Annotated in this window: 11 protein-coding genes; 9 read left to right on the top strand and 2 right to left on the bottom strand. The window is 40.6% G+C overall.

What is annotated here, in order from left to right:
- Window positions 1–16: 16 nt before the first annotated feature.
- Window positions 17–1,186 (bottom strand): IS4 family transposase, encoded by a 1,170-nt coding sequence (locus BDD43_RS04330; protein WP_121196589.1) that lies wholly within the window; start codon window positions 1,184–1,186, stop codon window positions 17–19.
- Between the two features lie 104 nt (window positions 1,187–1,290).
- Entirely contained in the window at window positions 1,291–2,058 is a 768-nt protein-coding gene (locus BDD43_RS04335; protein ID WP_121196590.1) for a sigma factor-like helix-turn-helix DNA-binding protein, read from the bottom strand.
- Window positions 2,059–2,220: 162 nt separating this feature from the next.
- Between BDD43_RS04335 and BDD43_RS04340 the strand changes: the two genes are divergently transcribed.
- From BDD43_RS04340 to BDD43_RS04380, 9 genes are all read left to right on the top strand, one after another.
- On the top strand, window positions 2,221–3,444 hold the full coding sequence (locus BDD43_RS04340) for a DUF262 domain-containing protein (protein ID WP_211339652.1): 1,224 nt from the start codon (window positions 2,221–2,223) through the stop codon (window positions 3,442–3,444).
- 2 nt (window positions 3,445–3,446) lie between these two features.
- On the top strand, window positions 3,447–4,604 hold the full coding sequence (locus BDD43_RS04345; protein ID WP_121196591.1) for an AAA family ATPase: 1,158 nt from the start codon (window positions 3,447–3,449) through the stop codon (window positions 4,602–4,604).
- 1 nt (window position 4,605) lies between these two features.
- On the top strand, window positions 4,606–5,448 hold the full coding sequence (locus BDD43_RS04350) for a hypothetical protein (RefSeq protein ID WP_121196592.1): 843 nt from the start codon (window positions 4,606–4,608) through the stop codon (window positions 5,446–5,448).
- Window positions 5,449–5,483: 35 nt separating this feature from the next.
- Window positions 5,484–6,173, top strand: a complete 690-nt coding sequence (locus BDD43_RS04355; RefSeq protein WP_121196593.1) for a hypothetical protein — start codon at window positions 5,484–5,486, stop codon at window positions 6,171–6,173.
- Window positions 6,174–6,865: 692 nt separating this feature from the next.
- The gene (locus BDD43_RS29885; protein WP_162846980.1) at window positions 6,866–7,048 is read left to right on the top strand and encodes a hypothetical protein; all 183 of its coding nucleotides are present in this window, start codon (window positions 6,866–6,868) and stop codon (window positions 7,046–7,048) included.
- Between the two features lie 464 nt (window positions 7,049–7,512).
- Window positions 7,513–8,106 carry a TetR/AcrR family transcriptional regulator gene (locus BDD43_RS04365; protein WP_121196594.1) on the top strand — a complete coding sequence of 198 codons (594 nt, stop codon included), beginning with the start codon at window positions 7,513–7,515 and terminating at the stop codon, window positions 8,104–8,106.
- 63 nt (window positions 8,107–8,169) lie between these two features.
- On the top strand, window positions 8,170–9,231 hold the full coding sequence (locus tag BDD43_RS04370) for an efflux RND transporter periplasmic adaptor subunit (protein ID WP_121196595.1): 1,062 nt from the start codon (window positions 8,170–8,172) through the stop codon (window positions 9,229–9,231).
- A gap of 11 nt (window positions 9,232–9,242) precedes the next feature.
- Complete coding sequence (locus BDD43_RS04375; protein ID WP_121196596.1) at window positions 9,243–12,341, top strand: efflux RND transporter permease subunit; 3,099 nt, start codon at window positions 9,243–9,245, stop codon at window positions 12,339–12,341.
- Window positions 12,342–12,362: 21 nt separating this feature from the next.
- Window positions 12,363–13,667 (top strand): TolC family protein, encoded by a 1,305-nt coding sequence (locus BDD43_RS04380; RefSeq protein WP_121196597.1) that lies wholly within the window; start codon window positions 12,363–12,365, stop codon window positions 13,665–13,667.
- Window positions 13,668–13,673: the final 6 nt, after the last annotated feature.

A 13,673-nucleotide genomic window follows, 5' to 3' on the forward strand; every position in this document is an offset into this window, starting at 1 on the left:
CATTATTACTGATGCGTTAAGTTTTACTAAACAAGTTTGATTGTTCTTTGACATTTTGAATGATTTGATCTTCTGTTAATAACTCCTTCAAAGGAGTTTTATCGAAAGCTGAGATCCCAAGAATCTGCATTATTTCGTAAATGGAAAGGGTGCTTTTCAACTTATGCTTTACGCAAGCAACGATCAAGTAAGTGCAGATTGCGACCCAAATGTGAGTATTTACCGCATTTTCCGATTGCCCCCAGAGAGATTTAATGGTCAAATTCTGTTTGATCCATTTAAAAAAAGTCTCTATTTGCCATCTGTTGCGGTACAGCCTTGCAACTTCCAGGGCAGAAACCTCGAAGTTATTAGTCAAGAATATCAGTTCAGCACCTTTTTCATCGTCATAGTATTCCACCAGCCTTAGTTGCTCGGGATAAAGTTTCTTAGACCTGTATCCATTCAACAGGATGGTCTTGTCCCCTCTGAGACCGGATCGTGGGTCAATGTTGAAGTTGCTCTCAATGACAGTGTAATCCATGGTGTCTTTTGCCCGTGTAACAAATGACGCGCCGCTGTTGTGTATATTATATAATGCAATAAAATCGACATAGGCTTTATCCATAACATATATGGCCCCTGAAACCGGAACTATTGTGTCAAGGGCATTGCTGTCGTGGTATTTACCGTCGGTGATCAGGATAAAAGCGGGTATATTCCCCCTTAAGTCTAAAAGCGTATGTATTTTAATAGCACCGCGCGAATATTTTCCGGGAGCCCAACTAAACAGCTTCAGGCTCAGGGAAACCGTTGTAGAGTCTAAAGCAAACACTTCATTGGCAATATCCACATTAGCAACCGGTTCATTGACATAGAGCGGCCTAACCTTTCCGATCAGGTAATTACCGAAATCCGCGAATATCTGGCAATCCCTGTTTTCGTTTGCACGGGATAAAGTAGACTGGTTTACGTATTTCCGGATACCGAGATGGTACAATTTGTTTTTATGGGCTTTTAAGCAAACACAAATATCCCGAAGAGAGTTACGGGAGGTTAACTGCCCAAAGAACAGCTGAATAAACTGGTTCCAACAGTCGAAGTCCCTTGTCCTGAAATCGCCGTTATACTTTGAAACATATTTCTCAAACTCATACCGGTCAACAAAGTGCAAAAGTTGCGCAAAAACGTATTTCCCTGAATTCATCGCCTTATCATAAAAGGCCAAAACTAAAGGTCAAATCAAATCAAAAAATCAAAGAACGGCTATAATATATTTATATTCAGATATTTACAACAAATTTTGAAAACTTAACGCATCACCAATAGTTCCAGATAGTAAATTACCGCAGGGTTCGCTTCTAACTTTTTAATAAAACTTAATTCCGCACCGGATTCATATTGCACAGCCCTATTGCATTTGATACTGAAAAATTCACCGAAGTGATATTTTTCACTTTGGTTCACTTTTCTCTTTGGTTGTAAACCGACAAAACTTTCTTTACTCCATTTTTCAATTCGGTCAAACCATATAATATCTTTATTCAATTGCGTTTTCAAACCGGCTTCAGTTTCCTGTCGCCGCTGATCTTTCCTAATCTCGTAGTCAGCTTTTTGTTCCGCTGTTTTATTCAAAAAGACATAACGGTTGTAAGTGGCTTGTATTTCTGAATGCTTGTTAAAGTAAAGTTCTGCTAATAATTTAATTATTTGATAAGGAGGCAATTCCGGCATTTCGTTAATACATAAATTGATTATTGCCTGGTGGGGATTTCTATCTTTGTCTTTTTTAATACTGCGTTCAATAATTGTGATTATATTTTTTGCGGGATTTTTACCTTGTTTGGCGGCAATGCGCAATCGCTTTAGCGCTTTATGCTTTATTTGGCGAACCCGCTCCGATGACATATTTGTTTGCAGTGCAATTTCTTTATCAGTGGCAAATGACAATTCCTCCCAGCAAAACATTTCTTTTAGAAAAGCAATGTCTCTGTCTGTCATTAACCACTTTCCTCTGGCATATTTGGTATCTAAGCTCAAAGTGAAATAATCCAATATTGCAAAACCTACACTTGTCATAAGCCACAACTATATAAATTATTAGGGCTCTATGGTTCATTGTTATGATTTTGACTACTCACAAAAGACATACCATCATCGCTTCAACTTTGTAAAACAGCTTTAATTGATGTTTCTTCAAGTTTAGGGAATTTGCTAAAACTCCGATAATGTTAATTAGCTTTGAAATTGTTAGAACTTCAATTACACGACAATATTAAAGAACTGGAAATGGAAAATAATTCAAATAAAGAACAGTCAGCTTTGGCTTTAACCGCCACGTTGCCTGATCCAACTAACGCTGAAATTGAATTAGAAAAATTAGATTCAAATGTGCCGCTAATGGATAAGCCATTTGATCCCACAATGATTAAAATTGATACCAAAACGCCGTCATTGGATACTCTTATTGAAAGGATTGAATTAAAAGAAGTGGAATTGGAAACCGAATCCTATTTTCAACGTAATCCGGACTTATGGGACGACACGAAAAAAAGTCGTTTAATTGAGTCAATTCTTATTCAATTTCCCCTGCCAGCTTTTTATTTTGATGGCACAGATAATCGGAAATGGTTGGTAGTAGATGGTTTACAGCGATTAAGTAGTATTCGCAGTTTTGTAGTCGATAAAACTCTTAAATTGACGAACTTGGAATTTTTAACCACGCTTAATGGAAAAGGGTATGATGATTTAGGAAGAGACCTGCAGCGAATTATTAAAAACGCTCAAGTCGTGGTTTACATTATTTTACCTGGTACGCCGACCGATGTGAAATACAATATTTTCAAGCGCATTAATACTGGCGGATTAATCTTAGTCCCGCAAGAAATCCGACATGCCCTCTTTCAGGGAGCGCCTGCTAATTTTATCGCCCAATTAGCCTTAACACCTTCTTTTGTTAATGCCACAGGAAGGTCGATAAAAACGGAACGTATGTTAGACCGAGATTTTGCCAATCGTTTTTTGGCTTTTTACTACTTAGGCTACGATTCTTATCAACCTGATCTGGACACTTATATGAGTAAAGCTATGGCCGCCGTACATACTATGAGTGAGGATCAAAAAGACGAGATAAAAAATGCCTATGATCGAAGTATGCAGTTAAATATCGATATTTTCGGTAAACATGCTTTTAGAAAGTTTGAAAACATTAATGACGGTAGAAGCCCAATAAATAAGGCTTTATTTGATGTTTTTTCGGTTTCTTTTGCAAAATTAACTGAAGGAGAAATGACGTTAATTAAAGACCGTAAAGATAAATTCATCGAAGATTTCATAAACCTTCTTTATCATGATGTCGATAATACATTTTTTTGGGCTGTTACAAGTTCGACAAGTGATAAATACAGAGTACAATATCGTTACCAAAAAGTTCAGGAGCTAATAACAAGTACCATAAACAGCTGACCATGATAAATTCAATAGAAATTAAAAATTTCAAATCCATCAAGAAGAAGTTTTTCCCATTGGGGAATCTAAATCTGTTAATGGGTTTGAATGGAATGGGTAAATCGTCGTTTATTCAAACCCTCCTTTTGCTTCGCCAGTCAGATAACCTAATGCGAAGAGGCGAGCTAAAATTAAACGGTAGTTATACAAGTATCGGAGATACAAAAGACGCTTTATATCAATATGACAAGGAGCAATCACTACAATTTATTTTAAGATACGGTGAGGATGAAGAAACTTTTTTAGATTTTGATTTCAAGCAGGAAGCTGATGTGTTTACATTAAAAAACGCAACGGGAGGTACAACGCCAGATTTTCAAAACAGCAATTTCTTTAAAGAAGATTTGTTTGGAAATAACTTTCAATATTTAAATGCGAACAGGTTAGAACCAAGTTCTATTCATAGCAAATCCTATACAAGCGTAGTTACTCTGAATGATGTGGGAAACCACGGCGAATACACCGCGCACTTTATTGAAGTACACGGGAATGAAGACATCCGATTTGAAAATCTACTGCATCCAAAATCAAAAAGTATTGATTCGGTTACTAAACAAGAGGTGACTGTAAAGTCGCTTATTAATCAGATTAATCTATGGATGGGTGAGATATCGCCGGGAGTTAACGTTCGAACCACCGCTATTCCGAACTCAGAAAAAATGTTATTAGAGTTTGTTTTTATACAACCTAACTTGGGCAACACAAATAGATTTAAACCGACCAACGTCGGTTTTGGCATTTCTTATGCACTGCCTGTTGTGACTGCATTATTAGCAGCTCGCCCGCACGAAATAATAATAATTGAAAATCCAGAGGCGCACATTCATGACAGAGGACAAGCTGAATTAGGGCGATTAATTTCATTAGTGGCAATGAATGACGTGCAGATTTTTATAGAAACGCATAGTGAGCATGTTCTAAATGGAGTCAGAGTTGCGGTAAAGGAAAATGAGTTATTACAGGAAAGAGTAAACGTATTTTATTTTGAAAAGAAAATTGATACGACAGAACAATACTCAAAAATAACGAACATTAATATTGACAAAAATGGACAGTTGAGTGAATACCCTAAAGATTTATTGGACGAATGGAGTAATCAACTTGCTAAATTAGTATAAAATGGAATTGTTGTTTAATGAGTTAAGTATAAACCCATTGAGTGCGAATTTGGATGAAGCGCGGCAAAAAATGCTTCACCTAATTGATGCAATGAAGATGGCGAAGCAGAAGGGATTCAGAAAAATACGTTGTGAATATAAGCTAAATGAGATACAACTAACAGCAGATGTATCTATCCAGGATTGGCTGTTAGCGCCAGAGAACAGAACATACATGGATTTTGTCTATGGAGTATTTATTTTCCCATTTCTTGATCTTGAGAATGAAGCCGCATTTATTAGGTACGACGAAGCTCATTATTCATTTGAAAGTGAAGAACACGACATTTCACGGGAGTGCTTGGGTTTGGCGGCCGCGTATATATACGGGTTACCGGCCATAAGCCTGGCTGGTTTTCCATTATGGGAGAGCTACAACCTCACAATCTCTATTAATTTTGATGGAACTATTCAGCAAAAGCAAGTATTAAATATAGCCAAGCATGAAAGGCTTCTTGATCAAGATTTTATAGATTTTTTTGAGAATTATGGAGACCTCGTACTTCCAACAACCAATATCGCGGCTAAAGATAAAAATTATCACTTAGCGGCTCATCACGGTGTCGCAGAACTGACCGCCTTGTGCAAGCAACTAATTGACAGTCCTTATGTAATTGAAATGCGCTCAATGGAATGGTGTAAAGGAAAGTGTAACAACTTTATTAAGAATTGCTCCGCCGCAGGAGTAGTTGAAATTGTATTAATAAAGAGTACGCGAAAATACGGGTTGTGGGTTCAAACAACGGGAACGAATTATAGACAAACTAAGGCAATCGCCGAAATTTTAGAAGAGCGTTATTCATAAATCTTCGTTTTTCAACTCAGGAATTCAATCAGAATATGAGAAAAACATTTAAAATAGAGGATGTCCAAAATCCACTTTTTTTTGAAGAATTCAAAGACCGCGCTATAAAAATCGATAGCCCCATTTTGGATCAGTTTAGCAATTACTGCATGATCCTGGAGGACTTAAGAACTGTTATAGAATTAAATAAAATGATCGAGGATTTACTGACGGAGAAATATTTTTTTATAAAACAATATATGTCATTGAAGCCGCGCAAGATAACAAATCAAAGTATTGAAAATTTAAAAAATGAAATTGAGGTAAGTAACACTTTATTGATACAATCGCTTTTTACAACAGTAGTTATTACCTATTCGAAATGGTTCACTAAAAGTAATAGCGGGCAGACCAGTCTTGATTTCAAAAAGGTTTATAATCAATCTACTCGATTCCATAAAGTACATGGCCTAATAATGCAGTACAGGAATAAATACTTTGCGCATGGGGAAAAAAATTCGTTCGAGAATGCTTTTCCGATTTATTTTCCTAATAACATTGAACCTCAAAATGATTTTCTGACGTTCTTACCAACGAAAAAAAGAATACCAAATCTCCAAGAAGTTAAAAAATTCCATACGCTATTTGTAAAGGCATATGACTATGTGTGCATCCAATATAAAAAAACTGAGCATCATGCCAAGGAGGTAATGAGAAACAATAGAAATAACGACAAATTGGAGTAACTGCTTTACGTGCATGGTATCTTTCGAGGTATGCGTCATACTAATAGACAGGTTATGCAGTGCGATTTGTGTACCATAAGAGAAATCAATAGTAAGTACTGCTTTTGGTGAACTAAAATATTGAACATAGTAAACAATAATGAGTGTTAATTTGCTCTTGATTGGGTTTATTTGTACCTTTATACCTATAAAGTTCTTTCCAAAGTCAGATAATCATTACCAAGCATCAAGGGTTCCTTTTCGGGTGCCATTAATGATATTTGGATTTAAATATCTATAAGTCAGCGCATTTCAGGAAGTTCGGTAGACCCGTCCATTCCGCTGAAAACTAAAAAGCCTTACTGAAAAGTAAGGCTTTTCTGCGTTTAAAGCCCTTTTTAAGCGGTTTCCCGCAAAAAAGGGATCAATCAGGGATCAAGCAGAATTCTTGTGGGGAATAAAAAAAGTATTTGATTTGCGGATAGGAATAACGAATACGAATACCCTTGTCTACACCACGCGAAACCCTTGTCCGTTTGATCTTACCTGAAGGTCTTTTGGAATATTTTGAACTTATGGATGTTCGCTCATCTGAGAGTGGGCAATTGAATATTTAACACCTCCCCAATAAACCCATCAAGAAACCGACTACGGCAGAACAGCAGATGGTAGCGGCTAATTTGTACCCCTGCGCATTCAAACCATCCTTCATAATGACGCCCGGAGATCAGGAAACCAATCCCGCTGATGATGTAGGATGCCACCCGTGCCGGAGCATCACCACTGATGTGGATGGAAGTAATACATACTCTGCAACACCCTACGATACCAAGATATTCGTCCGTAAACCAGCACTTTCTAACGCCACTGTCTTTCTATGCCAATCGCAGCCCTAAACACAGGGCCAATACTAAAACGCATGACAAAAACCACGATGCTCACAATAAGCCGCCCCATGACTGACCAGAAAGATTACTCAATGAACCCGTATTAAAAGCAAACTTTAATATTTCTGCGGGATTTGTAGCGATCCTATTCTTCTTTTTGTTCTCCCAAATACGTTCTGATAACATGGTAAGGTGGTAAATATGATGCTTAACAAAAAAACTTTTGGGCAATTCCTCGTCATTAATGCTTTTGCTGGCCGGGGCTTTATGCCTAAGTATAGGCTGTCAAATTACAGGTGTTTTCACTCCACCATAAAAATTTTGGATATAAACTAAATTTACTTTTTACGAACATTCTGATTAGATTCTTATTATCAATAAGTTACATCCTTTTAAAAAGCTAAAAAAAATACCGTTAAAGAAAAAAATAAAAATAAATTTACCATTTCGATATTATTTGTATTTTTGTCGAAATGAAAACTAAAATGTTAGACGATAAAATCAGAGAGGATATTATCTCAGCCGCGACTGGTGTTTTCGAAACATATGGTTTGGTAAAAGTCACTATGCTAGACATTTCCCAGGCAAGCAAAAAAGCAAGAAGCTCTTTGTATTATTATTTCAAAAACAAAACCGAAGTTTTTGACGCGGTTGTTGAAAAGAAGATGAAAGAGGTTTTTGACTCTTGTTCTGCTATGCTTTCCAAAGAAGCATCGTTAACAGATAATATGGAAACCTACCATATTAATAAGTTGAAAGCCATTAAGGACATGGTTCGGCAATATTCGCTGGTGTTTCGGGATCTCAGACATGATCCCTCCCTATTATTCCTTAAAATGCGTTTTATGCTGGAAGATGAAAACGCCCTTATTGACAAAGTACTGAGGTGGGCGATTGAAAAAAAAGAGATCAAAGAAATGTCTGTTCAAGACAGCAGGTTTTTAGCGGAAACAATGGTTGTAGCCCTGCGAAGCTTTGAACAGGAGATTGTCTTGTTTGATAGGTTTCCGAACTTCGAAGAAAAGTTAACGTGGGTAATCGCTATTTTTTGCAACGGTCTTAAATGACTTTTTTTTCGCTTTGTTTTCGACAAAAATACGTTTAATGTTTAATTGTTATTTAAATCATATATGAAAAAGTCAAACCTCCTCCTTAACGGCTCCTTATTGCTTGTGCTGTCAATAGCCAGTTGTTCGGGCGATAAAAACAAGCCGCAATCTCCTGACACTATCCGTGTTCAGGTTTCAAACCTCAACACCGTAACTCCTGCTACAGGCAATCAGCTTATTTACAACGGAACGCTTCAGGCCGACAAGGCTATCGATCTAAGCTTCCAAGTGTCCGGAACGATCATTTCATTTCCCGTGAAAACCGGGGATTATGTTGAAAAGGGTCAACTAATTGCTCAGGTAGACGAAACTACTTACCGCAACCAGTATAATGCGCAGGTAGCGCAGGCCAAGCTAGCCGAAGAAACTTATAAAAGGACGCTGGCTGTTTACGAAAAAGGCAGTGTAGCCGAGATAAAAATGCTGGAGGCGAAAGCAAATTACGAGCAAGCATCAGCATCTGCACGGGCTACCTACCAAAACATTGCGCACACAAAGCTTTACGCCAACCAAAGCGGCTTCATTGGTGACAAACGCACCGAGGCTGGTGCTACAGCTGCTCCCGGCCAAGCGGTGGCGCAACTTTTAGATACCCGTTCTGTAAGTGTACTGGTTTCCGTTCCCGAAAACGAAATCAACCGGTATAAGGCAGGCTACCCCGCCTCAGTTAAAATAGATGCGTTAGGAAACGAAACACTCGAAGGCCGCATCAGCGAAGTTGGCGTACTGGCCTTGAATAACAGTGCCAATTATAATTTAAAGGTTAAGCTGAAGAATGCCGGACAGCAATTGAGGCCTGGTATGCTTTGTAAAGTCACATTTCCAACAGGTTCAGGGCAGGTTGCGATGCCCGACAGCACTAAAATTATAGTGCCGCTGGAGGCCGTTCAGGTAGATGAAAAAGGAAACAACTTTGTTTACATAGTAAATTCTGCAGCCAGGGCACAAAGAGTACCGGTAGAAACCGGCGCTCTCTATAATAACGGCATGGCGATCAGCAAGGGTTTGACCGGTAAAGAGCAATTAATTACATCAGGTTTTCAGAAATTGAACAACCAGTCACCGGTTACTATCATCAAATAAATCAGATTACCATGGAAGAGAAAAAAAGTAATTTGATCGAATGGTCTATGCGCCACCACGTGTTGCCCATCACGCTGGCAGCTGTGTTATTCCTGCTGGGTATTTTAGGGCTTTTTAACATGCCCCGCAACGAATTTCCCGATTTTACCATCAGGCAGGGTGTTATTGTTGGCTTCTACCCGGGCGCATCTTCTGCACAGGTAGAAGAACAACTCACCAAGAAAGTAGAAGAATACTTGTTCAGCAATAATGAGGTTGATAAAACAAAAACGTATTCCTACTCCAAGGACGGTATGATGTATATTTTCCTGGAAGTATCTGAACAGGTTAATGGCCCGGATACCAAAGCATTTTGGAACAAGATAAAGAATGGTGTGCTTACCTTGCAGTTGCCACGCGAGGTAAAAGGCATTATGGTGAACAGCGACTTTGGTAATACATCTGCATTGCTGCTGGCTGTTGAATCATCTACACGCCCTTACAAAGAACTTCAAAAAAACGTGGAGGAGATTGAAGCTGAGTTGCGGCATGTTAAAAATGTTGCCAAAATATCTCATACCGGAAATTTAAATGAGCAGATTGGGGTGTATGTTGATAACAACAAATTGTTGCAAAATGGCGTAACAACTGGTGCGCTGATGAATGTACTTCAAAACGAAGGAGCCATCAGTGCTGCCGGAACTGAGGACGGGCAAACAATAGATCGCCCTATCCACCTGAGCAGCTTTTATAAAACAGAGGCCGACCTGGCCGAACAAATTGTGCGCAAAGACGACAAGGGCAACCCTGTGAGGCTTCGGGATATAGCTACCATCAAGCGGGAATATGATGAGCCCGACAGTTATATCACGTCTAACGGCACCAAAAGCATCGTTGTTTCTCTGGAGATGGTTAAGGGTAAGAATATTGTACAATTTGGTAAAGAACTGGAAGAGCGACTGAGCAAGGTAAGCGCCCATTTACCGCCCGATATTAAATTGGTTAGGCTGGCCAACCAACCCGAAGTGGTTGACGAATCCATCACCCATTTTATGAAAGAGTTTGGTTTCGCGCTAATCGGGGTAGTTATCGTTGCCCTGTTGTTGCTGCCTTTTAGGGTGGCTGCGGTAGCGGCGGCCACTATCCCCATTACCATAGCAGCAACTTTGGGTATTATGTACCTCGCCGGGATTGAACTGGATACGGTTACCCTGGCCGCGCTTATTGTGGTGCTTGGAATTGTGGTTGATGACCCCATTGTTGTTATAGACAATCATGTGGAAAAATTAGATCATGGCATGTCGGTATGGGAAGCCGCCAAAAGTAGTGCCCAGGAGTTATTTCCGTCTGTTTTCACTGCCACGTTGGCCATATCGGCCACCTTCTTTCCGCTGATGTTTTTTATGACAGGTACCGCTAAAGACTTTATCAGCGTTTTCCCGGTAACCATCACCATCGCGCTCGTGCTGTCGCTTATCATTTCCATGATGCTGGTACCTTTCTTTAATACCTTGTTCATCAAGAAAGGGCTTCACAACCCGAATAAGCCCAAAGAAAAAAAATCAATGCTTGACTATCTACAGGCATTTTTCGACAGAAATATCGGCAACGCCATCAAACACTACAAACTCACGGTACTGTTTGGGGTTCTGTCTGTGGTTATCGGTATGCTATTTATGAGCAGGCTACCCCAGCAGCTTTTCCCTACCATAGATCGTAATCAGTTTGCCATGGAGGTTTACTTGCCCAGCGGCTATAACCTTGCGCAAACAGATAGCGTGATTAAGGGTATGGAACGCATTATGCGCAAGGATAACAGGGTTGTTAACTACACCAGCTTTATCGGCACCAGTTCGCCGCGTTTCCATACCGTGTATGCGCCAAACCTTTCGGCCAAAAACTATGCCCAGATACTGGTTAATACCATATCCGATAAAGCTACCGAGGAGATGATTGCTGAATATACGCCTAAATACAGCAATATATTCCCATCGGCTTATGTACGGATGAAGCAGCTAAACATGGCAGGCGCGCCAGCCCCAATAGAGGTTCGCATTTCGGGCGATAACATCCAGGATTTAAAAGCCATTGGCGACAAAGTAATTGCTATTGGAAAGAAAAACAGCCAGGTAACCTGGGTGCGTACCGACTACAATGAAATGGAACAAGGCATTAAGCTGGATATTAAAACGCAGGAACTAGCAAGGCTTGGGCTCACTAAAAGTGATGTGGCCAATACCATCGCCATGAATACCGACGGCATTAAAGCTACAAGCGTATGGGAGGGCAACTACCAGATTGACGTTAAAATAAAAGCGCCCAGGGCATTAAGAACCAGCACGTCAAATTTGATGGAACTGAATATCCCATCACAGCAAACCAACAGCAACGTACCGCTTAGGCAGGTGGCCAGCATATCATCCGACTGGCACGATGGTGAGGTGGTAAGGCGTAACAGCATCCGTACACTCACCGTAAGGATGGATGTGGCGCAGCATGCCGTAGCCAACAGCGTTCTTGCTGGCATGCAGCCAGAAATTGAAAAGCTTAAACTTCCACAAGGCGTTGAGATTGCCTATGGCGGTGAGCTGGAACTGCAAATGGAGAACCAGGGCCCCATGGGAACAGCGTTGCTGATGAGCATCGTACTCATCTTCCTCATCCTGGTATGGCACTTTAAAAAGATGAAACATGCTTTGCTGAGCATCACCACCATGCCGCTCAGTTTGCTTGGCGCATCGTTCGGTTTGCTGGTAACAGGCTATCCGTTTGGGTTTACTTCTTTCCTGGGTTTGCTGGCTTTATGCGGAATCGTTGTCCGTAACGGGATCATCCTGATAGACCATGCCGAAGAACTACGGGCGCATGAAGGCAAAACCGTAAAAGAGGCGGCAACGCTCTCGGCCGAACGACGGATGAGGCCCATATTTTTAACATCGTCGGCTGCGGCTGTAGGCGTTACCCCCATGATTATCAGCGGATCACCGCTTTGGGGGCCGCTTGGTACCGTTATCTGCTTCGGCTTATTAATATCTATGCTGCTTACCCTTTTTGTTTTACCAACCCTTTACTGGTTGTTTTTCAGGAAAGAAGATGAGGTTAAAGGTGAAACTAATCCGCAAGTCGCATAATTCAAAAAAACAATTATCATCATGAAACCCTTCCTATTTTCAATCATATTTCTATTTACGCTGCATGCGGCAAGCGCACAGCAGCACCCGGTATCCCTGGAGCAGAGCAAACAAGCGGCCCTGGCTTACAGTAACGCTATAAAAAACGGCGAGTTGAGCATTAACTCGGCAGAGGCCGGCGTCAAATCGGCTAAAGCCAACTACCTGCCCAGTGTAAGCGGTACTGGCCTGGCGCTTTACGGGTTCAAAGATATTGTTCCGGCAATTCCCGGCTTACTAGACAAGGGCATCAACAACGTTTATACAGTTGGAGTTACGGGTACCCAAAGTATTTATGCGGGCGGCAAAATCATGACCAGCAACCAGCTTGCAGCATTAAAGGTTGAGGCCAGCAAAATACTGGCCCGCCAGTCTACAGACTCGGTATTGCTGCTAACAGAGCAAAAGTACTGGAACATTGTTAACCTGCAGGAGCAAAGTAAAACCATTAAAGCAAATGAAAACTTGTTAAACAGTATCCTTAAAATGCAAAAGGATATGCTGGCATCGGGCCTTATTGCCCGGAACGACCTGCTTAAGGTTAAAGTTCAGCTCAGCCAGCTAATGGTAAACAAAAGCAAGCTAAATAACGGCCGCATGCTTGCCCTGTTTGATTTCTCGGTTTACACCGGTATGCCGTTTGATTCGCTTATGGTGATGCAAGACACACTAAACAAAGCTACCAACCCGGTATTGCCGGGTGTAAAACCCGACACTGCACTGTCTAATATCAATAGTTACCGTTTACTGGCGTTACAGGTAAAAAGCAGCAACCTGCAAACAAGGCTTACCAAAGCCGACAATTTGCCTAGCTTATCGGTAGGCATGAGCGCTTCGCAATTAGGTTCCTTTAATGGCGCTTTCAGCAGTTCGTTTACACCGTTGGCTTTCGGCACCCTCAGCATCCCAATATCTGAAAGCCTTTGGGGAGGCAACCGCCAAAAAATTAAACAGCGGAAGATAAGCGAACAAGTTGCCCAGAATAATTTGCGCGACGGCAGCAACCAACTACAGGTAGGTATTTTAAAATACTGGTATGACCTAAAAGATGCGTTGACGCAGATAAACTACGCAAAAGAAAACCTGATACAGGCAACTGAAAACCTGAAGGTTAATGAGGACAATTACAAGGCTGGGTTAAGTGCTGTAAGTGATGTACTGGATGCGCAAGCCGCATATCAACAGGCAGACGGGACCTTGACTACCGCTTTTACCGATTTTAAGGTTAAAAAAGCAGCTTACGATTATTCGATAGGAAGGATTTCTGAAACTAAAACTTCTAACTAATCAAAT

This window comes from Mucilaginibacter gracilis, assembly GCF_003633615.1.
In the GTDB taxonomy this organism is placed as follows: domain Bacteria; phylum Bacteroidota; class Bacteroidia; order Sphingobacteriales; family Sphingobacteriaceae; genus Mucilaginibacter; species Mucilaginibacter gracilis.

Bases quoted from the DNA above. Each gene is read 5' to 3' on its own strand.
- BDD43_RS04350 (WP_121196592.1), top strand. From the start codon at position 4,606: ATGGAATTGTTGTTTAATGAGTTAAGTATAAACCCATTGAGTGCGAAT.
- BDD43_RS04380 (WP_121196597.1), top strand. From the start codon at position 12,363: ATGAAACCCTTCCTATTTTCAATCATATTTCTATTTACGCTGCATGCG.
- BDD43_RS04365 (WP_121196594.1), top strand. From the start codon at position 7,513: ATGAAAACTAAAATGTTAGACGATAAAATCAGAGAGGATATTATCTCA.
- BDD43_RS04330 (WP_121196589.1), bottom strand. From the start codon at position 1,186: ATGAATTCAGGGAAATACGTTTTTGCGCAACTTTTGCACTTTGTTGAC.
- BDD43_RS04335 (WP_121196590.1), bottom strand. From the start codon at position 2,058: ATGACAAGTGTAGGTTTTGCAATATTGGATTATTTCACTTTGAGCTTA.
- BDD43_RS04355 (WP_121196593.1), top strand. From the start codon at position 5,484: ATGAGAAAAACATTTAAAATAGAGGATGTCCAAAATCCACTTTTTTTT.
- BDD43_RS04375 (WP_121196596.1), top strand. From the start codon at position 9,243: ATGGAAGAGAAAAAAAGTAATTTGATCGAATGGTCTATGCGCCACCAC.
- BDD43_RS29885 (WP_162846980.1), top strand. From the start codon at position 6,866: ATGACGCCCGGAGATCAGGAAACCAATCCCGCTGATGATGTAGGATGC.
- BDD43_RS04345 (WP_121196591.1), top strand. From the start codon at position 3,447: ATGATAAATTCAATAGAAATTAAAAATTTCAAATCCATCAAGAAGAAG.
- BDD43_RS04370 (WP_121196595.1), top strand. From the start codon at position 8,170: ATGAAAAAGTCAAACCTCCTCCTTAACGGCTCCTTATTGCTTGTGCTG.